8 protein-coding genes are annotated in these 25,671 nt (G+C 45.2%); all 8 read right to left on the minus strand.

The features are described from left to right. Positions 1-93 precede the first annotated feature (93 nt). The 8 genes from ACZM6M_RS09845 to ACZM6M_RS09880 all read right to left on the minus strand — a co-directional run bounded on the left by ACZM6M_RS09845 (position 94) and on the right by ACZM6M_RS09880 (position 25,648). Positions 94-1,323 (minus strand): hypothetical protein, encoded by a 1,230-nt coding sequence (locus tag ACZM6M_RS09845; protein WP_489490291.1) that lies wholly within the window; start codon positions 1,321-1,323, stop codon positions 94-96. A 1,001-nt stretch (positions 1,324-2,324) separates the two neighbouring features. Next, complete coding sequence (locus ACZM6M_RS09850; protein WP_489490293.1) at positions 2,325-17,615, minus strand: MSCRAMM family protein; 15,291 nt, start codon at positions 17,613-17,615, stop codon at positions 2,325-2,327. A 99-nt stretch (positions 17,616-17,714) separates the two neighbouring features. Further along, entirely contained in the window at positions 17,715-18,575 is an 861-nt protein-coding gene (locus ACZM6M_RS09855; RefSeq protein WP_118726131.1) for a hypothetical protein, read from the minus strand. Between the two features lie 216 nt (positions 18,576-18,791). Continuing rightward, on the minus strand, positions 18,792-20,102 hold the full coding sequence (locus tag ACZM6M_RS09860; RefSeq protein WP_118696920.1) for an ATP-binding protein: 1,311 nt from the start codon (positions 20,100-20,102) through the stop codon (positions 18,792-18,794). Positions 20,103-20,430: 328 nt separating this feature from the next. Beyond that, on the minus strand, positions 20,431-20,604 hold the full coding sequence (locus ACZM6M_RS09865; protein WP_154106746.1) for a hypothetical protein: 174 nt from the start codon (positions 20,602-20,604) through the stop codon (positions 20,431-20,433). A gap of 89 nt (positions 20,605-20,693) precedes the next feature. Next, a complete protein-coding gene (locus ACZM6M_RS09870) occupies positions 20,694-21,005 on the minus strand; it encodes a hypothetical protein (RefSeq protein ID WP_489490305.1) in 312 nt (103 codons plus the stop codon). A 54-nt stretch (positions 21,006-21,059) separates the two neighbouring features. After that, on the minus strand, positions 21,060-24,905 hold the full coding sequence (locus tag ACZM6M_RS09875; RefSeq protein ID WP_489490297.1) for a hypothetical protein: 3,846 nt from the start codon (positions 24,903-24,905) through the stop codon (positions 21,060-21,062). Next, entirely contained in the window at positions 24,902-25,648 is a 747-nt protein-coding gene (locus ACZM6M_RS09880; protein ID WP_118656257.1) for a hypothetical protein, read from the minus strand. The genes ACZM6M_RS09875 and ACZM6M_RS09880 overlap by 4 nt, the downstream gene beginning before the upstream one ends. Between the last annotated feature and the right edge of the window lie 23 nt (positions 25,649-25,671).

Below are 25,671 nucleotides of genomic sequence, written 5' to 3' on the forward strand. Positions count from 1 at the left end.
TATTTTTTAGTGCCTGATCTGCTATCCACGCCACCTTAAACAGGCATGGGCATCCTTTGATATAGTGCATTTATTTACCTTTCTGCTGCATTCTTAAAACACATAATACTTTGGAATTTTGTCACATCCTGGTACCGGGTAATATGGCTTGATCACATGCTTCCCCTGCCGCATCAGTTCACTCACCTCTGCCAGTTCCTCCTCTTTTCCACCAATCAGACCATATTCATTCAGATAAAACAAGGTGAAGCTTGCAAATTCGAGGACACGTTTTGCATCCTGCTTTCCTGCAGTTGAGGTCTTTGTAATTTTGTCATAATGTCTCTTCTTATATGGAATAATTTCTTTCACCTGAACAAACCCGGTAATGCAACAGGCCATACGGTCACTACGGTATACGGCAGAAGAAATTTTCTCCCACTTCACGCGAGGAAGCGAAATATTAAAATTTCCATAATCATTCTCACAAATCAAATATATCTGAGCACCATACTGAGCGCTGATTTTACGCACCTTTCCACAAAAGAATGCCGTTTCTCCAATCTTTGTCCTACGGGTAAGTACAAGTGAACTGTTGATTGAGATCAGCGCACCATCTGGGTCCTCATACTGATATAAGCCATATTCATACTCCATCTGGGAAAGCACAGCATCCGCCGTCATTTGCCCTGTCTGTGCACACATTTCGAATGCTCTGGCGGCAATGATCGCGTTTAGGGCTGTTAGATCAAATCGCTTCCACTTGCACAAGTCAAGCACTTCTCCTGAGTATATGCCTGCTTCCTTTCTGGCCCCTTTTTTGCACTTAAAGGCAACCGGTATGGAAAATCCATGCCCATAGATGAACGGAATGACACCGGCGGCTTTGGAATACTTAGCAAGCTGCCGAACGTATTCTACGCATGCTGCTGCATGTCTGCCGCGTAAAAATTGAAGTTTCAAATTTTCATTGACAGTCACTTCCGTCTCATCCTCTCTGCAGCAGCATCGCAGCACTTTTCCTGTTTCTAATGCTCTTTTGATCCTGGACCGAAGTGCTAAATGATATAATACTGTTGGATATAAATAGCGCGCTTCTTCATTTCCACCTGATTTCAATACTAAAAAACCGATTTTCTGCTTCAATACAACCCTCCTTAAATTCTTCTTTTTAAAAAACTGCGTATGGCTGTGACACCACACGCAGCTAGATCTACCTTCTTCTGCCGCGTTTCGGACCGCGATGCCACCGCCTTGAAACATACTCCGGCTCTTCGACATCTTTGGTTCTGCGCCTGACAGCAAGGTATAATATGATTGCGATAAACAATAGGAAAAATACAACCGCCGTAATGTACGGATGCTTTTTTACAGTTTCTGCTATCTTTTTCAGAAACTTCATCATCTCTTCCCATAGGTTTTTAAGCCAATCCCAGTGATTGGATCCCGATGATTTTGATGTGCTTTCCGACATAACAGAAGCATCCTTCGGCAGCAGTTCATACCGCGCCCGGATCTGATACCCCTCTTCTTCCGGCAGGGTGATCACATCTTCATACGAAATTTCCAGATCATAAACCAGCTTTTTCCCATAAGCGACTGCATTCCGATACAGGATCCCATTCTGCTCATACATGTCACCGGCCCAGGCCGTGTGATCAATCTGGTATGCGTCATTTGGCACCCCGATCAGCTCTAATAAAAGCCCTTCATTACCAGCAAACGGATCCACAGTCTGATTAAGTGATATCACCTCATTTCCAATCTGAAATAGTCCTGAGTCTGCATGTTCTACGACAATATCAAACGTAAAGGAATCTTCCCAGCGTTCATTTACCCGCTCTGCCTCTTTGATCGGCAACGTATATTCCGTTACGGTTTGAAACGGATTATCTGCAATTTCTACCTTATAGGTTTCCGGAATCTCATCGATCCCCTCATAATCTTTCAGTAGTAACGTATCCCGGATATGCTTCTTCCTTCCTGAAAGAGACTGTTCCTTCACCTCATAATCCACTAACCGGTATGTATCATCACCTTCCACATGCTCTTCCTCAGGCAGATATTGGTCCTGATCCGCATCCTTTGGAAAGACCTGTGAATAATATACATAACTTCCATCCGTCTCTCCTGAACCGTAATATGGCCGCTCTCCAAATACTTCTTCCACGGTGGTAATCGCATCATCTGCGCCGCTAACCTGCTTTTCTGCCTCAGAAGGCACCGCTACATTCACATTCTCTGCAATACTCTGCGTTTGGTTTTCTGATACCTGACTCGCCATGGTTTTCCCGGCGGGACTGGCAAATACCAGTACCGCCGTAAACATCAGGGCGCTAAAATATCTACGCCTCATCATCTTTTTTCTTTCCTTTCCTTCGTCCGATAAGCACCAGTCCCCCTGCGCCCATCGCAAAGATGGTTGCCAGTACATACCATTTGAATGAATCTGTAGTATCTCCTGCCTTCGGTTGCTTCAGCCAGTCTGGAACACCCAATCCATAGGATCCACTGCTTCCATTCGTACTTTCATAATGTGCATAGATCCGCCCGATACCAACCCTTTTATCAATCTTTTCATTATATAGCGTTGTTTCCCCAGCAATGGTTCCGTCATATGAAACAAGGAACTGCCATGGTGCTTCGGACCGCTCATATCCGTTTGCCGGTTCGATCTCCACGATACGGTAAGTTCCTGCCTTACCGGCCGGAACCTTGCACGCTCCTGCTTCATCCGTTCTGCCATGAAATACCACCTGGCCGGCCGGATCAGTCACCTGAAGCAGTGTATCCGGAACTGCTGTGCCGTCTTCTGAATCTTTCTTTTCAAGTATCACCTCCACATTTGGATAATCATACAAGGTCCGGTTTTCTGGATTTGTTACTTTACCATCCTTAATATAAAGGTACTGTACAGCCGGGTTCAGGTAATATCCAGCCGGTGCCTCTGTTTCCTGATATGTATAGGTTCCATCCGCCGGCATAGCAAATGTCAGATATCCGCTCTCATCCGTAATACCTTTTAAATACAGGCTTCCGTCCGCACTGTAAACAGTAAGCTTTGCTCCGGCCACGCCGATCTGGTTTACTGGATCGTACTTGCGAATGGACAACTGGCGTTTCCCCGGAGTGGTGCCACCTCCGCCACCACCGCCATTGATCGCAAAATTCACGAATCGGATTTCTTTTGTTTCCTGACCCAATGGCATAATAAACTCCTGATCCTCAGATACCCGGTATCCACCAGGAGCTGATACTTCGTGTATGACATAGGTCTCTCCGGCTTTCAGTACACCGTCAACCCGGTAAACCGTACCATCCGGCACGAAATCAACCAGTACATTTCCGTCCAGATCTTTGATCTGTATCTGGCCACCACTAAGAAGCGTGCCATTTGGATTTACCTTGCCAAATTCTACATGGGTTACATCATCAAACATTTCCACCATATCGACGCTGCCGTCTTTGGATACCGTAAATTCAATGCTCTCCGCAACCGAATAGCCATCTGCCGGCCGGATCTCAATAAGTGTATAAGTTTCTCCGGCAATCAGTTTTGCTACGATTTCGTGTGGTATCGTTGAAGAGGTCCATTCATCAACCACATTTCCATTCTTATCCTTTATCACCAGATGACAGCCCGGAAGTTCTTCTTTTCCCGTAATTTTCTTCTTGGATACAACCACATGCGTCGGCTTATCCTCCATTTTGACCTGATCGACCGTTCCGTCATGGCTTACTTTAAACGGAATATCTTCCGCATAGGCCCAACCGTCTGCCGGACGAACCTCCCGCAGTGTATATTCCTCGTCTGCGATCAGTTTCTCCTTAATTTCATGAGGCTGGTCGGTAGAAAACCACTCATCTACCACATTTCCATTCTTATCAATGACCTGCAGCGTACAGCCCGGAAGTTCTTTACTTCCCGTAATCTCCTGCTTGGAAATTACAACATGAGTCGGCTTGTCCTCCATCTTGACATAATCAACTGTTCCGTCATGACTCACCTTAAACGGCACATCTTCGGCATATGCCCAGCCGTCTGCAGGCCGAACCTCTCGCAGCACATAACTCTCGTCCACTACCAGTTTTGCAACAATTTCATGAGGCTTGTCCGTAGAGATCCACTCCTCTACTACGTTTCCGTCCTTATCCACAACCTGAAGCAGCGCTCCCGGGAGTTCCTCACTGTTTGTGATCTTCTTTTTAGATAACACGATGTGAGTAGGCTTATCCACCATAACCACACGGTCCACTGTGCCGTCCTCATTTACGGTAAAGGTGATATCTTCCGCATAGGAATATCCAGGTTCCGGGCTTTTTTCAACCAGTCTATAGGTCTTTCCCGGTTCCAGGAATTCTTCAAGGCTTTCCGCTACATCAGAACTGGTCCATCTGTGGATCAAATTATTTTCCTCATCGTATAATTCCATTTCACAGCCAGGAAGCTCTTTACCACCGCCAATTTCCGTCTTTGAGATCATAACTTTGGTTTTCCGGTCCGCGGCTGCAATGCCTTCAACATTCACAGACTGGCCCAGAATTGTACTGATCTTATTTGTCGGAAGGCTGTCCCCATTTGCGAATACGGTTTCTTCCGTAAGCACATAGGTTTCTCCCTGCTTAAATATCGTGCGTTTCGCCGTATCCTCAATATTTCTGGTAAATCTGGCTCCGTTTCCGTGAGTTACATCCACACTTCCGGATGTCATTTTCTCCGTATGGTGCAGGCCATTCTCGATCTTTTCAATCTCATAGGTCACATTTTTATAGTAACCAGGATCGATCTTGACATATTCATTACCAGAGAGGCTGATGGTATCGCCACTCTTTATCATGCCGGTCCTGCTGCCGCTGTATGAATAGGTCCCTGGAAGTTCCCTTCCTGTCGATGCGTCATAAAGTTTTACCCTAAATGATGTTTTCTGATCTTTATACCGCTCCTTTCCAGATCCCGTAAGTTCGTTGAACAATACTACTTTTCCATAGGTTAATACCGGCACTGTCTTCTGGGTTTCCCTTACAATTCCGTTATATTCTGCTTTCGCCTCAATCGTAGATGCCTCACCACTTACCTGTGTTGTAAAAGCAGCGTATGCAGCTTCACCCGGCGCCACGCTCTCAAAATGAAATACCAGTTTTTCTCCGTCGAAAGTTCCTGTTCCCGGATCAATAATGCTTGTATCTGCATCGACAGTCACGGTTAATACCATATCTGCCGTTTTGTGATCCGTATTGATCATTCGAATTCTTTCAAAAATTGCCTGATCCGGCGCTAATGCACTGGCACCATCCGCAGACAGTCTGGTTATTACCAGATCATCTTTCTGCAGAGGATTTTTCACCTGCTTTTCCTGATTATCCGCATCTGGAATAAACGCGGTAATCTTGGTTCCGTCCGCATAAGATAAGGTCTCATTTACATGGTCAATTTCTCTGGTTGGAATTTTAATCTCTCCATTTTCATCAAACCAGAATGTTTTGGTGAACCGATCCGTCACAAGAACCGTTCCATCGGAATACCTGCAGTACTCCGTGATGGTATAGGCCGATCCTTCTGACACAGAAGCGAACGGTTTTCTTATCACATGTTCCTCGCCAGCACCGATCCAGCTTTCTATCAGATCTTTGTTTGCGTCCGTCAGCTCATAATATATCTGGGTCACATAACGGCCCTTCAGTTTTACCTGCTCAATGCTTGTGGTATCACGATTGATCGTATCCAATTCATAATCATTCTTTGATACCCGCTGGATTTCAATACTCTCCATCTGGTTAGAAAGGCCCTGGATACTCCTTCCATCACTGGATACCGTAAACAGTACCGGCTTCATCAGATTCCACCCCTTCGGCGCAGTATCTTCCACCAGGATATAGGTATGCCCTGCGATAAGTCCGATAACCTTATGCCTCTTCTCCAATTTTCTGGTGGTCCAGGTCGTAAACGGTGCATCTTTATCATATACAGGCTGATCGTGTTCATCTTTTCCTGTCACTTCATAAATGGAAAGAATTGCCCCATCTATAAAAGCACCTTCTGTATTGTCATCCCCTAAAACATCGAAGTCCTGCTTACTAAAATACAGCCTGGTTTTCTGATCCTTTACGCTCTCCTGATGAATTACTACCGTCTCATGGGCAAAGCTCTGGCCGTCACCCTGTTTCGGCTCAAACTGCCAGGTGATGATTTCCGGATTTACACTATAACCCTCCGGCGCTGCGATCTCCTGTAACGTGTATGTATATGGAATGATGCTTCCATCTGGCCGCATCTCACCAACAGGAAGATCCTGCACGGTGATGACTGGCTCTGTTCCATAGATCATGTTTGTGGTGACCGGCTCATCCAGATCATTTTCTTTATACGCTTTGATCTCAAATGTTGCTCCGGCAAGTCCCTGGCCGTCTTCTCCAGTCTTGGTGATAGAAAGCGCACCTTTCACCGCTTCATTGACTGCCCGAATCGTCTGTACCAAATCATCCAGATGATACTCAAATCGTGCCGGCTCTGCTAAGGTATAATATTCCGGTGCTGACAGTTCCACTAAATAATAGATGCCTTCTGCCAGGCCCGTCTCGATGTGAATCCTTAAATCTCCCACCTGATATCCTTCCGGGATCCTGCCATTTACTTTATCTGTCACTGTATAAATGCCATCTGCTCCGGTTACCCACTGGCTGACCAGATACTCATCGGACTGGTTCAAATTTCCTGACTGATCTGCTCTATACAGGGCCATGGTAGCCCCAGCCATCTCCCCGGTCACACCAACAGCAGATTTAGAAAGCCAGATCTGTCCCTCCAGATCCTCGATGTGATACTGCTGGATCTCCTTCCGGTTCTCCACTACAATCACCTGGGCATCTGCTTTTAAAAATCCATCGGGTGCCTTGGTTTCTACAAGGACATACTTTTCCCCTGCTGGCAGGCCATTGATCCTTCTGGTGCCTCTGTCCGTAAGGTAAGTATCCGCGTAAGCATTTATATGCTCCAATTTCTGATAATCAAACTGGTAATCAAAGACGGTTTCCGGCAGGTTGCCAGATACTGCTACGCGTATAGTCTCCCCGTCGCTTGTAATCATGGTAAGGAGTGCTTTCGTTGCAAATCGGTCGTGACTTCCTCCGGCGCTTGTCGCATCCATTACCGTCTTAGCTGTGACGGTTGCAGATTTTTCCTGCCCATTCTCCTTCCAGCCAAATAGTGAAAGATCCACACCATAGGACGCATACGCTTTTTCAAATGCATCGCGGAAATTCTGATAATCCTCAACAGTGCCGCTCTTAAATGATGCCAGAACACGGGCATCATATACCGGCGTGCCATCCGCATCGTAAATAATTTCCCCTTCTGCATTGACCACTGCCTGATGAAGGCTAAATTCCGCCCCAGACAGCTGGACTTTCTCTCCGTGCTCATCTGTAAAGAATTTTTCAATCTCAACCTTTGTGGTATCATTTTTCATGCAGACGGTTTCAACTTCTGACTGATCTCCAACTGTAATTTCCACCGGATCTGCTGTTACAAATCCTTCCGGCGTTTCAATCTCTTCCAACAGATAATCTCCCGCCGGGATCCGCTCGAAATAGGCCGGTTCATTTCCACTGATCCATTCCGCGGTATTCCATACCGGGTTGGAAGCGGTACTGTTTGTATCTTCCCAAACCAGCGGAGTATTCTGCGTTTTTACCAGATAATATCCCTTCGGATATTTCTCCGTATCCGCACTATATACCCGTCTGGCCGGATACAGCGCCAGTTTTGCTCCAGAAACAGAACTGTATGTATAGGAAGCAATATCACCAGTCACCACCTCGCGCTCATACGGTTTCTCTCCCGTTTCCGGATGTTCATGGTCCATATCCAGAACCGGCATTTTGGTATCCTGCGGCGCATGGATCTTACTAATTTCAATCTTTGTGGTCCGATCAACCATCTGAACATGCTGAAGCTCTCCCGTCTCCGCTACAGAAATGCCACTAGGCAGGCCCTTTACATAGCCCTCCGGTGCCTTTAACTCCTCCAAAATATAGGTTCCGCTCGGAAGGCGTTTTAAAACATCTGCCTGTCCGTCTGTTTGAAATGTATCGAATGGATCATTCGGAGTCTTGTCAGAGCTTAACCAGGTGTTTTCAAGGATATATCCCTCACCCAGCCGGTGATACAGATTTTTCCGCTCCGGTGTTTTCTTCTCCTGAGAAGCATCATACAGTTCATCATGTTCATTGATACGATATGCGTTCAGATTGTATTCTTCCAGATTATCTGAATCCTGGTGTCGTACAAAATCTCCATTCCGGTCATAAAGATCCTCTCCCTTTTTGTAGGTTTCTGAACTTCTCTGGTAATACAAAACCAAACCATGGTCATCATAGACCGGATTGAGTTCATTTAGAAAATCACCATCATTGTCATCTACCAGGACAGAACCATTCATATCCTGATTAAAACGGTTCTGCTCAACGCTGCTCTCCTCGTGTGATTGCTCACCATTTCCTTTCCAGGTTCCGGTAATATGGCCAGACTCCGCATGGGTATACGACGGTTTATCCGCATCCGGTATCTCCGCGGTGGAATTATTTACCACATCCAGCGTTTCATCCTCTGCATATCCGTCCTTATTTTCTGCCACCGTAGCAATACGGGAAGTCGTGATCTTATCACGGGCAATCACATTTCCGAATTCATCTTTTCTTACATTAACTGGCCATACCAGAGTTCTTACCGTTCCGTCTGAACAGCCTTCTTCGATATATGCCATTCCTGTTGCCGGATCAACCAAAGCATCGCGGTACCCGTCTTTATCCAAATGATAAATTTTGGTGCCTGCCTCCACTTCAAGCTGCTTATCATTCTTTCGGTATTTTACCTTTGTAAAATCGCCTTCTGTAATCTCTAAATATGGGACTCCATCCTTAAAAACATACATCGAATGCTCTATATCAGTCTTTTCAAAGTTTCTGCGGTCCCGTTCTGCATCTTCCACAGGCGTCTGCTTATGCGTTTTATCATACACATAGGTAATGAACTGGCCGTCAATATACCGCTCCTGATATGGATCCAGGCCATCCAGATCATAATATAAGATATCTGTATCTGGCCGCTGTAACGTAACCGCAGACCATACTCCGCCGGTTGCCGAAATGGTGTTTCCGTCTTTATCAATACCGGCCGAAAAAGTCACTTCCAGTTCTTTACCCGCCTCGTCCTTTTCACGGACAAACTCTACTTTCTCTCCGGCATATCCCTGCTCGATATACATTCTGGTGATATTGTTCGTGAGATTTCTTTCAATCTTCAGTCCGTTATAAGCCTCATCTCCCTCAAATCCAGAACGCTCCACAGGGATTGCATCAAACAATGTCATCAATGCCCCTGCTACATAGCCATTTTCATCATCTGCAGTTTCAAGAGTCCTGGTAACATACCCATAGCCCGCAAATGTTCCGTGGGAATAAACGATTTCCACCTTTTCTCCTGCTGCCTTGCGTTCCTCTAAATACTCCAGGGTTCCTTTCTGCCATGCATATCCCAAATATTTTCCATCCCGATACGCATAAACCAGGTCCGGATTTTTTCCGATCTCGCTGTATTTTCCATCCACACGACCGGAAATCTTGTAGCTGACCGTCTTATCTGCCGTCGTATTGGCCTTTCCTACATAGGATTCTTTTACCTTTTCAACCTCCAGCCGGATCGGAGTATTCTCCACATAGACCTGCGCCACGTTTACCTTGTCTTCCGGTTTGTTTGCATTGGTTGTCTGGTGGTCCGCATCATCCTCATAAACGACTGCCAATACCCGGCTATCCTTTGTTCCTTCCTTATAATAAGTAATCTTGTCGCTGTAAACCTCGATCGCGATCGGCTTACTCCGCGCATATCCGGCCGGCGGATCTACTTCCGCCAGAACATAAACCCCCGCGCCCAAAGGCTGTGGCAGTTCCAGATAACCGACATTCTGGTCCTGATAGGACGCTCCCTTGTCTGTCATCTCATCCCGCATCAGGCCGTCCCTGGTTGTTGAATAGGTTTTAAAGACCACCGTCTTATTCCCGTATTCATCTCCCAGCACAATCTGCTCATCCTCACTGCAGATCGGTATGCCCTCCGGCACGGTGCCACTATACAGATCACCGATTCCATTCTCTTTTCCGGTAATGCGATCAATCCACCTTGCAAGTCGGCCTTTTGCAATCGGCCGGATGTCAGTAGCCCCCATTGCCGTTAAAAATTCTTTTGTTCCAGTAAACTGCGTGGGTTCTGTCGTAAATTTTACTGTTCCCTGACCACTCTCACTGTCATCACGGGATGCCGCATACAGATTGAAAAGTGCACCGTCGTGAAGGATATTCTCATGGGTTTCTGCGTCAATCTTTTCAATTCTAAGCTTTGCCGTAAAGAAGCGGTTCACAAACTTATCGTAAGCAAAGCCCCGATATGTTGCTCTTCCTCCCTGGCCCGGCTCTTCATCTGTCACCTCCGCCTGCTCATCCGTTGATGCAACCACGCTATATGGAACCAGCATGGCAGCATATTTCCCGTCATAAGCCGTCTGCATTCCCGTCATTGTTGCAACATGATCCCGGTACTGGATTCCCAACCGGTTATCTGCAGTAATATCTGCACCCGGATACGGAACATTATCAGAAAGTCCCGCATCTTCAGACAGGGAACTATACCGGTAATTTTCTGAAATCCCTTTTCTACCGCTCTGCCCCTCCGTCAGATAATAGGTAACTTCGGCAGCAGAACGATCATTCTCCGGATTATAATAATTTTTCAGTGGTCGCCATGGGCTTTGCGTTAATGCAAAATAGTTACCGGCTTCTGCCAGAACCCCATTTGTGATCTTATTTAGATCAAGTCCATACTTATAAATTTCAAAATCCCCATGATGATTATGGGCCTGGATCTTATGGTCCTCCTCACCAAACCGGATCTGATATTTCTGTTCCAGCTGCTGCATGGAATCAGAACGGTCATAATTATAGAAAGAATTAAATGTTTCCGGGGTTTCCTGTGATGCATCATAAGATGCATACACGCTTGGCAAAGTTACTTCCCTTGGCTGATCAATCTGATAATGACGGTTTTTTAAATCCTTCAGTTCATCAACATGAGGCTGCTGCTCTGCCACTACATAGGTTCCGTAGGGCAAATATCGAGATAACCCATAGGCATATCCACCGTCTTTTGAAAGATCTTTATCTCCATAAATCGTATTGGCAGCCAGTGTTGTTGTATCATGGTCGCTGCCTCCGTTTGCCTCACTATCCCAGTGAATTGCGTAAAGCTCATCAAGATCATACGCAAAGAATGGCTTCAAATAGTTTTCTGCCTTTATAATGGCCTGACGGAGTGCCAGATCATACGTTTCTTCACTGTATGCCGTTGCACCTGCACTGGCCTCCTTCTCTCCAGTACCTGCGTCTACCTCCTGAACCAGTTTTTTTACCTCATCATCCAGGTACCAGCTGATTGCAAACTGACGCACCCGGTCAGATACCCTGGCATTATCCAGCTGCTCTTCGGTACGGTTCATGAAATTTCCAATCGGCTTATAACTTGTGTAGGTCGGATGATCTTCATCCCATTTATCTCCATTGGAAACGCTGATCGCATCAAAAAACTTCTCATAATTGTAATTTTTGACTGTTCTTGTACTGTCTCCATCCTCAACCAGATAGTCTGCCATTTCCAGCAGTCTCGTATAACCCGTGTTTGCCTCATCACTGATCAGACCGTTATGATAATCATAAAGAGCCGTATTGGCAATCGCTGCATCATTGGAATTTTTAAACAGCGGATCCGTCTGATGAGGAACCTTTGTATAGATCTTATTGACCAGCATTGGAAATGCTTTATTTGCGGCAAGCTGCTCAGCATCCGTCCGTTCAGTGCCCATACGGTCCTGCCATACAATTTCTCCATTTTCATTCCGGTACAATGCTTCCAGATTTGACTTCAAATAGGTTTTGAAACGGAAATTATCAAGCTTTTTCGCCGAATGATCCGATGCTCCATTCCCTGCATGATTACCAAATAAGCGACTCCACCAGTCCTCATGCACCTCACTGTAGGAGTTCGTATTGCGGTAACTCTTCTCATCAATCGTTTTTGTAACCTTGATCTGCTGGCTGATGATCCTCTCTTCTACGCCGACAGGCAGCTTTCTGGTATTGGTTCCAGGTTGTTCTGTACCATCCTGGAAAGTATAATCCTGGCCTGGGTAATCAAGTTCCACCGATTTTACATAGGAGTTTTCCTGGCCTACTAAAAGGCTGCGATAGTTAAGGTATGCTTTTACACTGGAACCTTTTGCCAGATAATAGGAGGCGCTACCAACCTGGTTTCCTGCAAGTTCTTTTGAAATTCCAAAATCTATGCAATCCTGCTCAGTCAGGGAAATGAACCGGGATGGAAGTTTCAGCGTATATTCATAACGTGCTGCTGCCTCGTCAGCATGCTCTGTTCCATATCCATCCGTATAATTACCATTCTGATGGGCGATCCACACATTCCCTTCCTTTGTGAGAAGGATCTCCGTCCACTTGCATTCATTAACTTCAACGAAAATCTTTTCTGTCCTCTCCACATAGGTTACCTTCAGAATTTTATTGCCATTTTTATCCAGAGGTGTTTCCCCGGTTTTATAAAATTCAGTTTCGGTTACGACACCATTCACGATATCCCCATTCTCATCTGCCTGTACAGCTGGGGAAAGGATCGCATTAACGGTGCCGTCCTCGTTCACGGAAAAATTCTTCATTTCACCGCAAGGATCATAAATGGCATCCTCACTGTATGCAACATAAATGGCTCTTGGCCGCTTACTGTGGTCTGTAGGCATACTTGCTACCCGGTAAAACATTGCATCTCCAGAAGAACTGTCCGCCGGAACATAAAAGAGCATCGGATAATTAGTCCGGTTTGCATATAAACCGACCGTCCAACTGTCGGCATTTTCTTTGATATAGTCCACTCCACCATAATTGTAATAATCATGGATATTGTAATAATCCAGAATCGAAACAATCAGTGAAGATAACGATACGGCCTCTCCGTCTGTTCCTTCCTTATTGATCGTCAATGTTACAAGAGGAGAACCGCATACCGTTTTATCAGCTGCGCTTCCGACGCTGCCACCAGATATACCATAGGTATCTGTCTCACCTTCCCATACACCGCGGTCAAATACCAGCTCATCCATGCTCGAATAAGCTGTAACTCCGCTTCTTTTATAGTTCGGTGAGCTTTTTCCATTTGTGCGAAGCGCCTGCTCCACCTTGATTTTAAGCAGCGCAAAGTCATTATCCACATCTGGTACAGATGCTAGTCTTAAAAGAAGGTCATCATCGGACATTCCTGGCACAGAGGCCAGGATTACATCCGTAACTTTCGCAGGATCCAACCCTTTTCTGGTCACACGGATTACGTTTTTCGCAGTAAAATTCACGTTGGTCGTTTTGGTTTTAATGCTTCCATCTGCATTATATTTCGGGTACTGATGATTGTTTTCCGCCACAACATACTCCGGCAGGCCAAAAATATTTTTGACTGGCACTTCATCATAGATACCCGTACCGGCCTCTACCTCTTTCGTCGTAGAAATACTGTCCTTCCGGTAAAGTTTTACTCCCTCCGGCAGATTTCGAAATACAAGATCAAATCCCGAATCCCCTGTTTTTTCACTTTCAGCTGTAAAAAATAACTGATTGTAGTCAGGATCTTCCACATCTCCAGTCGGTTCATCACTGATCTGCTCCTCCGCGGCAAGGATCCCAACAATTCCAGCATAACCGGTCAAATCGCCTGGAACTCCCGCATTTACATCCTGTCCCAGATTGGTCTGCTGCTGCATTCGGTTTCCAATCGACAATTCATATCCCTCAGAGCGAGTCAATTCCTTTACGTAATAGTCCCCCAGGATCAGCGGTCTTCCAATCCAGCAGTTGCCATTCGCCAGTTTATAATCCGGATAAGTTCTTACCACATCTGCGTCTGCCGTATACTCATCGTATGTTTCCGCATGATCATAGAGATTTTGTGGAGATGCTGCATTCCAGCCCTGGCCGCGATCCACGATCTTACCCTCTTCACAGTCATAGATCATTCCCGGTGCTTCTGTAAAGGCCATAAACGAAGCATCGCCGTTTTTATCCGTTGTCGTGACTGCCACCAGATCATTTGCCATATAAATGGTTCCCGTTTTTCCGTCCGGATGAATGATATCCGCTGCAGCAAACAGGCCGTACACCGCTCCTTCTAAAGTGGCGTCTCCCTGAGAATCTCCATAGGAATCATATGCGTCGTTTGCCCCATTTTCCAGATCCAAATCTCTCTTATTGATATGGATTTCACCCTCCGTCCGATGGTCATAGATACGCCACATATTTCCGCAGCCATCTTCATCATTGCAGTGACTAAAATGATCCGCCGATCCTGGTGTAATAAGTACGCCCACACTTGGTGAACCCTTTGCCGTGCTGTAGGCACTTTCAAACAATTCTTTGCCAGATCCTGAAAGCTGCGCATAAAGGGAAATGTCCGGATCATCACTTCCGGATACAGTCAGATCACCCTCATCCCTCTGCTTAGTAAATTCCACATACGCCACGTAGGTCGCATTGGAGGCTGACGCAAGATCTACCTGCCTGCCGCCAAGAGCCTCTATCTCACTGATCCGTTCTTCATCCTCGATAAATTCCTGTTCATCTTCAATATCGTCATCAAGGAATTCTTCTGAATCAATGTCTGCCAATTCTTCTTTTGATGGATTTTCCTCATTTTTTAAATCACGATTATCTTTTACAACATCCTGAATTGGCGTTTCTTCTTTAGACGGTCTTCTTTCCTCTTCATCAGAAACATCCTCAGAATCATCGTCCTTTGTTTCCCTGGCAGAAACCGACTCTTTTTCTATATCACTGCCTGCAGCATTCTCTGTTGTCTCTGCGTAAACAGTCATAATACCGAAAATTTTTTGAATGCCTTTTTCAATCCAGCCGGAAAATACCTTTCCTTCAAAGGTTTCCAATCTCGCAGACACATCTCCCACCGCGCTGTCCGGCTCTTTAGAAGCTGCGTCATCCACACTGTCTGAATTTTCCAGATCTCCAGAGTTATTACCAGTATCGGAATCTTTCTCTGCTACGTCCTCAGAGCCTGTTCCAGAATCATTTTTCTCGGACTCATCTTTTGAGTCCGTATCTGACATTCCGCCGTCAGGATTCTCTACCTCACCTTTATTCTCCTGATCTTCCTCATCCTTATCCGAAGCTTCCGTGGAATCCAAAATTTCACCATCGGAATCCGATGAGTTTTTATTATCAATGTCGTCGGAATCTGTTGTTTCATCCGCTCCGTCCACTGTCTCATGCTCCTGAAACTCCTCATCATCTGATTTTTTTGTATCCGCAGCCGAGCCGTCCACACGCTCCGGTGCCTTTGTTTCTTCAAGCTCCACTTCTTTTTCGATCTTAAATATTTTTGTAAAAAATGAAATGGCCTTTGAAAGAATTCCTTCTTTCTTCTCTTCCTCCAGTTCCGGAACATCCAGATCTTCTCCCGTCAGCTCCGCATACTCGGACTCCGTGATACTATGAACGGCGCCCTGCTCCACTCTACTCGTGGAAGAATCTGCCTCTGGAGCTGCATCTTCGTTGATCTGGATATGATTGCTGTATTCATTCGCAAAAAATGAATTTGCACCATTTTCCGAAGAATCTGTTGTGATCACCTCAATTGGAAGGTCATCATTATGCAGATCGTGGAGAATATACCCATTTCGCGCGGTATCCTCCTGATAGGTATAGCTGTATTTCAAAGCAATAAATTTATTGTATGTCGCTTCCGCATCCTGCTTACAGCCAGAATTCACATAGGAATCCTCCCCGGATGCCGAACTGGTCGGTCCTGCATTCGGAGTGCTTCCCTCCTCGCCGCCGCTTGATGCAATGGAAGAGATTTCTCCCTGGCTGACTTCCGACATCAGCCAATGAAAGTGGACTCCCTCATAGGTACCTGCAGATGCAGTTTCGTCACACGCATCAAAACATTCCAACCAGCCACTTGCAAGTCTTCGGTTTTCTTCCTTTGCTTCATCAATTTCGTCCTGATTTGTAACTTCTCCTTCCTCATCTTCTTCCTCTTCCGGGACTTCGACAAAAGCCGGTGCCGGATGTCCATCACAGAAGGTTTTATCGTAATGATATTTGTGCTCTACAGTATTGGATGCATAGCCTTCTTCATTGGTCGTAACGGTCGCAACAAACCGATAATCATCCCATACAACCGGATTATCCAGGTATTTTGACAGATACGTTTCATGATCTGTTCCGCCATACAGTTCTACCGCACCGTCACGTTCCAGGTTGACCTGGTCCTTATCATCAAAACGCTCATAAAGCCGGAAACTCGATTCCTCCAGAGTTTCCCCTGTTTCGTGATCATACTTAGTCAGCTGTGTATTATAAGTAGAAGTCCAGTCCTCCTCATGCCGATAACAGTTAAATTCAAGGCTGCCACTGCTGGATGTTCCAGAAGGATACGATGGCGTATTTCCACCATTCCCACCAAAACCTTGCTGGCCCCAGAAAATTCCTGTACCAAAAACTCCTGATGCTCCCACGGACGCATAATATACACTACTTGGAAGAGCCATTTCCACGTATGCCAGTCTCTGATGCTGCTGCGCCGGCACTACCCCAATTCGCGGGAATTTCTTATGCTGACCAGCACACTGCTGAAGCACCCACAGCTGCAGACACTGTTCATACAAATCTCTGGCCGAAGCAAATGTTCCCATTGCCGTTTCATACCTTGTTCCTATTGGATCAAACTGCACATATAACGGAGTCGGGCTGTTTCCAGGATTGGTAAAGATGATCTCCGTATCCGTTTTTACATACGTCCAACCATTCGGAATTTCAGATACATAGGAGCCAGCCTCCCCCGTTGCAGAAAATTTTAGCGGTACCGACTGGATAAACCCGGCATCTGAGCCGTCCTGCGCAAACTTAATACTCAGGGTGCCATCTGCTGCTACCGCTGTTTCCGGAGTGGTATGGCCTGCCAGAGTTGCCGGAACCAGTCCACCCATTGTAGATCCGGAGGAACTACTGCTTAGTAACCCAGCTGCTTCCAACAATTTATCTGCATTATCACTCCAGGCCTGTACCCACGGATATTTTGCCCTGGTGGCAGCGCTGTGCAAATATAGCTTTAAATCATCCTTTGACATAGTACGCCCCATAGGCGTCAATCCAATAGATGCTGCAGCCACATTTAGCTGATTTAACGCTTTATTTATATCCTGGCTACCGCCTTGACTCACCTCTAATGATAGCAGTGCAAAAAATATCTGCCCAGCCTCTGCTTCGCTCAGCGATGCATACGGACTTACATACACATATCGGTCTGCCACTCCCAATGCATTATTTGGTGACATTCCATCAATACAATACTGGCGAAATCCAGAGTCCTTAATATAAGCCTGCATCGTATCACCATACGTTGCAGCTTCACTGGAAAGAAAAAATGATGGGATATCATTTAATATTGGCGATGCGCTAAGAACAAACGCTAATATTCCTGCACAAATTCGTTTTTTATTCTTCCGAAATTTTTTCATCTCTTTATACTCCATTTTCTGATTGTTTTATAAAAAGAAAAAAGCAAGCTACCTTGTTTGATAGCTTGCTTTCCTATATCCATTTATAAAGCACTTTCACTACTTGTAAAGTTGCTCATATTCATCATATGTCATTCCGAGCCACGCCTGTCTTTGCTCGTCAGAAACATCTGGCCATATGGTACGATAATATTCGCGCCATGATATTTCCCCATTTTCAGCTTTTTTCTGTAAATCTAACTGTTGCTGCAATTTTTGCGCTTCTTCTGATGCAAAATACTCGTTTTTATACCGATCTCTCTCCGCCGCATAATCAACGGCCTTGCAGTTCTTCACCCCATTATTGGTTGGATCAACCACGTACCAGATTTCTCCAATCTGTACCAAACACCGCTTATGGTAGGCCGAGGACTGATATGCTTCACATCTGACGCCTACCAGCTTACAAAGCTCTGCCAGTTCATTGGAAAACTGTTCACACATCCCATGTCCGGTACGAAGAACTAACCACCGTTCTTTGCTGCGATTGTATCCCGCATCCGCATCATAGACATTTCCATGGTATGCTGCCCCGACTCTTTCAAAAGCTTTCTGGTATCTGGTATATTCATCTGCATGGATCCAGTCAAAACTATGAAGAAATTCCTGCAAAAGTGGATATGCCTCATCCATGTAATTGTTGTATGGTGTCTTATACTCTCCATGCGCATTTAAAATGCTCTGTTCCCTTTCTTCCGGAGAATTGTACCATTCTTTTAAGTAATATTCCGGATCCGTAATTTCCGGATGCTGATCGCTGAAAATAGCACCGCTGCCCATTACATCCGTTAAATCAGCTCCCGGTAAACATACAGTACCGGCACTGACTTCTGTTGCCACTTCTGAAGTCCCAGCGTATGCTGACATATTCATAAACATCGCTGCGGTCAAAGTCGCACACAAAATGGTTAGTCTTTTCATAAAACTTCTCCCCTCCTCTGTCTATAATCACTGTATACGATCCATGATGATATGTAAACTACCAACCTGATTCAAAAGCCCTTTTGAGCAAAAATCATGACTATCGAACATCAATTATAGAAATTTCTTTCTCTTCCCATGCTACGGAATATGAATACTTCAATCTGTTTGAATAAAAAAACAGGCCACCAAACGATAGCCTGTTTCTCCCATAGCCTAATTTACATGCACCATGTTCTTTAAATACTCAGCGAGCATATATAATGGAACATTAATAAGCCAGTCTTCTTTTTTATAATTTGCCATGCTGCTTCGAACCGCCATGTCCGGCTGATATTTATCACAAAAAGCTTTCAGGCTCTTTGCACGAAGATTTTGTTCCGCTTTTACTTCAATCGGGATGCAATCAAGATCTCCCTGCAGCATGAAATCAATTTCACCCGTTGAACGTTCTGTCGCAAAATAATAAAGTGGATATCCAGCTGCATGCAACTCCTGCGCGACATACTGCTCTGTGAGCGCCCCTTTGAACTCTTCAAAAATACGGCTGCCGTCAAGCAACAATCTGGCCGATAAACCGGCCTTCGCTGTTAATAATCCCACATCAAACATGAACATCTTGAAACTGTTCATCTCCATATATGCAATAAGTGGAATATCCGGCTTTGATACCCTGTAGCTTCTCAAAATCAATCCTGCATCTTCGAGCCATTGTATTGCCAGTTCAAAATCTTTAGCCCGTGCTCCTTCACGCAGCGCACCATACATGAACTTTCGGTTTTCCTTCGCCAGTTGGGACGGAATGGAATTCCAGACCATCATAATACGCGGAACAACCTCTTTGGGAGCATGCTTGCTGAAATCTTCCTCATAGTACGTGAGAAGATTGTTCTGGATCTCACGAACTTCATACAGATCATCGGAATCAATATAAGTCTGTACCACCTCTGGCATTCCGCCCACATAGTAATACTTCTTTAATAGATCCACGTATTTTCCTGCATATGCATTGATCAGCTCATAGTCCTGGGTCTTTAGTGTTTCATACAGCCCATTTTCACCAACCGCCAAAAGAAATTCACTAAAACTCATTGGACAGAGTTTCAAAAAATCCACCTTTCCCACTGGAAAGGATGTTCCCTGATGCAATGCAACACCGAGCAATGAACCGGCTGCAATAATAGAATACTGTGGCGCGTTCTCATAAAAATACTTTAATGATGCCAGAGCCTTTGGCGCTTCCTGAATCTCGTCAAAAATAATCAGGGTATTCTCTGCCTGAAAACTTTTTCCGTATTCTATTTTAATTGCCGACAGAATCCTCTTTAAATCAAAATCCAGTTCAAATACGTCCTTCATCGCCTTATTATTATCAAAATTGATATAGACTGTATTTTCATAGAATCTGGCACCAAATTCCTTCATGATCCATGTTTTACCGACCTGTCTTGCCCCCTGTATGATCAAAGGCTTTCTATTCTTTTTTCTCATCCACCGTTCCAACTTAGTAAACAGTTCTCTTTCCATAAAAAACCTCCTCCAAAACGCATATGTTTCCTACCGCCGTTTTAATTATAACATTTTTTCGGCTGTAATTCTAATTATTTTGACATTTTTTCGGACATTATTTTATAAATCTTAATATTTTTTCGGATGTTAATCTGGAATATAAAACACTTTTTTCGGCGCTTCCAGTATTTCAATTATAATCAAGAAACGTTATTCATATTCCGCAGCATGGGAATTTTCCATACTGCATATTCTTTTGCTATCATACTATTCAGTTTTCAAGGTACACACCGCACCTGCGGAAACTAAACCGTATCCCTTTGACAGCATACGATTCTCTGCATTGTTATTGCTGCTCATCCTTATTCTTTTCTTTCTCTGTCAAGCCAACTTTTCTTACATAATCCCGCATCTTTTCTTCCCTGGCATCAACCCTCTTTTTTAGAATTTCATACAATTCAAAAAGTAATTTCCAATCTTCCTCGAATTCTTCATCTTGCTTGTTTCCCGGCTTTTCCAACAGCAGCTCCCCCTGTGTATGGTCACTTATTTTTTAATGGCGGTGCCCTTAACAGGGCACCACCAAAATAATAAATACACCTGGTATATTTATTTTGTCTGAACTACTCCATTCACAACCCAGATACCATCTGCATTTAACTGATATCCGTCAATTTCACAATTTCTTTTCATGGCTCCTCTGGTTCCATCAGAGACTGGGTTAAAGTAATAACACATTCCGTCGATCCAGTACCATCCGGTTACCATACGTCCCTGTGTGCCATCCGATACCGGGTTCAAATAGTATCTGTTTCCATCGACATCTGTAAACCAGCCTGTCACCATATAACCGGATTCATCAAACCAGAACCAGGCATACTCCTGCTGACCTTTGGTTTTATCCGCATACGGATTATAAATTGCTGCCCATTCAGATGCATAAGTACGAGTATCATCGTGGAACGTCCATTTGTGCTACTCTGTTTCTGTCCATGTTCCTCGCACAACATATTCCGGCAGACTGCTGGCAGCAGGTGTTGTTCCAGAAGTGGCTACTGTCTTTGAGCTGTGGCTTCCGCCACCGCCACCACCTCCACCGCCGCCGCTGGAGGATGATGAATAGGTTGTCTGGTCGGATACTGTAATTTTTAATGTCACAACGGTGCTGTCTGAACCAGTCGCATCCGTTCCGGTAATAACCGCCTGAATTGTTCCCGTATACGGACTTACACACGCCTTTCTGATCCACTTCAGACCAGCATCCTGAACTGGCCGGATCGTTCCGTCTGCAGAAACCTGCAGCACAGATGTATTGGAAGAACTGTAAGTAACCGGTCGTTTTTCCTGATATGTTGTTGCAATCACCTGTTTCTGCGGCATATCACCAAATGTATAGGTTGGAGAGTTTCTTCTTCCGGTCATCGTGAGTACCAGATCCAGAGTTTCTGTTTCCGGCATCTCAATACACCTTGCAGCATAATTTAAAACGACCGTGGTTTCGCCCACTTTCTGACCGTCAACAGTCGTTGCAATCGCTTTGATCGTCTTGGTTCCAGTATACGGCGCTACATGCTCAGCATCCTTAATCCACTGTGCATTTGGATTCGGTGCCAGAAGACCGGTCTGGGAAATACTTGCCACATCCGTATCCGATACGGACCAGATTACTTCACGGTTATATGGTGTATGTAAAGCATCTGAACTACAATCCGGCAGTACGGTGCAGCTAAGCTGTACCGGATCAAATCCAGTCCGGGTTTTCACTGCAGAATTAATATCACCCTCTTTGGTTGCCTGAAGATCAAATTTCACCTGTTGCTGGCCCATCTGAACACTTTCCGGGTGAATGACGGTCTCATCCACTGTGACAAATTTCAATGTAACCTCGCAGTCTGCGGTCTGGTGGCCATTCGTAGCATCCTCACTGGTAACGGTCACATGCTCTACCTGCGTTGCTGTTCCGGAGAGCTTCTCATAAGGATCCGCATCCCGCTTCTGATTATCTGCATTAATGACATTCTGGATCCATGCAGGGTTATCAGCGCCATTCGGATCATACTTTGCTTCCACTTTCAACTCATGCTCAAAGCTTCCCTGTGGAGTAATCTTTAAATACTGTTTGGGATTCTCATCTTCCCAACGCACATTCTGGGTAAAACTCTGGGCCGGTCTGAGACTTGCCGCCAGGATCTGCGGTTCATCTGCAAAAATGGTTTCTGTCGGATTTTTCCGGTCTCCAGTGAGTTTTCTGGTAATGGTATAGGTAATATTGTTCTTGTTTAATTCCACTCCTTCAACGCGGAGCGTTGTCTCATCCACAATCTTAAAATCAACCGTAACGGTCACATTTCCGTAAACAGATTTATGATCCGGTGAGGTGTCCGCATTGGTCGAAGCTGTCAAAATTGCATTTTTGCTGGTCACCGTGGCCGGAATTGCACTTAAGTAGTTATTATCCTGCTGCGCTTTTACCGCTTTATTTAACAAGCCATTGATCCAACTGCCGTCCATATTCGGCTTGATCTTTGCAGCCGTTTCCACAAAACCTGCATCAGAGGCATTTACCACAAGATCGGAATCATCAATGCTCCAACTGTGTGTTTTATCCGTACTTGCTCCGGTATCATTGTGTACGGCATTTACAGTAACCGGATTAACATTTATTGCGGAAAGATCATTTCCTGTATAAGTTGCAAGCTGATTGTTGTTGCCATCCAATACTACTGTCTGTACCGTCGGATTTTTCCGATCCCCGCTCCGGGTCTGTACCACATGGAACGTCACATTGGCCGGATTCATGGAAAGTTTTGAGGTTGTTCTGATGTACTCCACATCCAGCTCTGTGCTATGCTCTGGCATTTCAAACGTATATCCTCCACCAATCTGATACGTCATATCCTGCGGATTTCCATCCTCATCCGTATAAGTTGGTGGTTTTACGCCGCCAGGTTCATTTTCATCCGTTACCATCTGATAAATGCTTCCATTTGTATTCTTGGCCGCAGTCGTTACATGGACCGTTTCTCCCGGTCTGACAGCAGCAGAACTATCTTTATCGATGATCCGGTAAAAACTGTTGGCACCTCCCGGATATGCCGTAAAAGTAGCCACATCCTGATCAAATGTGCCATTTGAATTTGCTACATCTACACGACTGACCGATAATAAATAGCCTTTCACCGGCTGCCCATATGTTCCCGGTGCATAATGATCAATGGAAAATGGCAAGCCATTCTCGTAATCGGCTACCGTAAAATCCCGGTCCAGCCTGGTGACTACAATATTGCGGATTCCGTCCTCCAGTTCCTCATAGAAATATCTGCTGGCATCATAGGTCTCATTAGCTCCATTTTTCAAATAATAATGAACTTCATTATCATTCCAGTATCCAATATGGGCCGCATTGGTAACCGTCATATCCGCTGATTTTCCGCTTCCGACAATCGCTTTGGTCTTATTAGCCGCGGTCGTGAACCAGTACGCCAGGTTCTTCCCAGAGGTTGTGCCATATTTCATATCAACGGAATCTTTGCGGGTACCGATAAAGATACCTTCTCTTGCCGTCCCCGCATTTGTCTTCCCGATTTCTCCGAACATGCGGGCAACGACAATTTCTCCGCCTTCATAATGACCAGTGATACCGCCTACCGCGTAGGAACCGTTTCCGCCAATTGTTCCGTCCACGGACACATTGTAAATGGACGTACCGCTGCTCATTGCTCCGACGATACCGCCTACATAATATCTTCCCAGGATATTATTTCCAGTCGCGGATACGCTGGTATCAATGATATAGGCATTGCTCACTTCACCAGCAATACCGCCCGTTTTACTGGTAGCACCGAGGTTCACTGTATTCACGGTTGCTGTTACATTTTCGATCGTAGCCCTGGAGCCAGAATTGCTCCCGGAAATTTTTCCAGCCAGACCGCCTACTGCTGCATCAGAAGCATACCCACCAGACGATGTGTTGGCAGCAGCCGTTCCTTCAACTGTCACATCCGTGATCACGGACTCTCCTTTTATCTGGCCGGCCAGAATACCAACATGGTTATATCCATATACACGGGCATCTTCAATGGCCAGATTTTTTACAACAGCACCATCCAGGACTCCAAAAAGGCCAACATTCTGAAGATTTTTTGAAATGTTTACAATTTTCAGGCCACTGATCGTATGGCCATCTCCGTCAAAAGTACCCTTAAAACTGTTGGATACATTACCGGATAACTGTGCTGCATTCTGATACCAGCCGATTGGATTCCAGTTTCCATTGTTAATGGCAAAAGAAAGATCAATATCACCCATTAACCGATAATAGGCAGTATCATAATTACCTGTACCAGCTGCAATTGCCTGTGTCATGATCATCAGATCTTCCAGATCTTCAATCTGATACGGATTACTCTCTGTTCCGTCTCCGGTAAGATCAAAATTACCGTCGATCCAGTTATTCCAAAGATCACCTACGCTGCTCGCCATAAGTGCCGTGGCATTTGTCCCCAACTGCTTTGCAATTTGCTCCTGATTTTTTTCATACCAGGAATACAGTGCGCTGTAATCTTCATTGGTATCATCCTCCATAACACCGTAAAACCAGTCCCACAGAGTTTCTTCTTCCAAATATGTAAAAAACCACTCTGAAAATGCATCACTGCCAATATCCTTCGGCCGACTCTCTTCAACTAGCTTTGTATTGAAGTCCTGATAATCTTCCGTGAGTTCCTGCAGTGGCATTGCAAGCGCAGTGGAAACATTGCAGGCACTAAACATCGCAGCAGTCAGCACCGCAAACAGTCTTCGATATCTACGTTTTTTCATGTCAGTTCCTCCACCTCTTCATCCAGTATGGCCATGTCTTCTTCTGTTTCTGCATCTACCTCGGAAGATATTTCTTCATCTGGCTGCCCGTCTTTCTCCAGGATCTTCTGATAGGCTTTAAATGCTTTATAATACAGCTTATCGTGTTCTACCGCCCAGGTAAAAAATGTGTCATCCTCTAAATGCTCTGCCAGCATCTCCCATAAAAAATCCTCTTTACAGTTTTTCTTAAACCATGCTGTAAATTCTTCCGTTCCGATTTCCGGCATATCCCCGGCTTCCTCTTCTGGCGCTTTTGACGGTTCTTTCTGGAGTTCATCCGCCAGTTCTGTCTCGTCCACTACCTCCTTCTCTTCAGTCTCTTCTGTGTCTTCGTCCTCTAACTCATCTTCTTTCGATTCCAATCCCTCTGAGGCAGCATCTTCATTTTCTGATTCACTGCTCTCATCAGATTTTTCTGATTCCTTTACCTCTTCCTCTGACTCTTCGGGTTCCGATTCTTCCGTTCCTGCTTCTGCCTCATCCGTCTCCTCCAAACCCGCGTTCTCCGACTCTTCATGGTTTTCATCCTCTGCTTCTTCTGTCTGATCCATGTCCACCGGACTTTCCTCATCAACAACATCTTCCGAAGCAGCCTCCCCATTCAAAGCTATCTGACCGGCAAACTGATCAGCCAGCGCGGTTGCCGGAACAGAAGCGGTAAGTGCAGCTGCCATTAAGATCACAACGCCTCGTTTCCTCATTCAAATTCCTCCTACTAATTTTC

It is taken from the genome of Enterocloster sp., assembly GCF_057861365.1.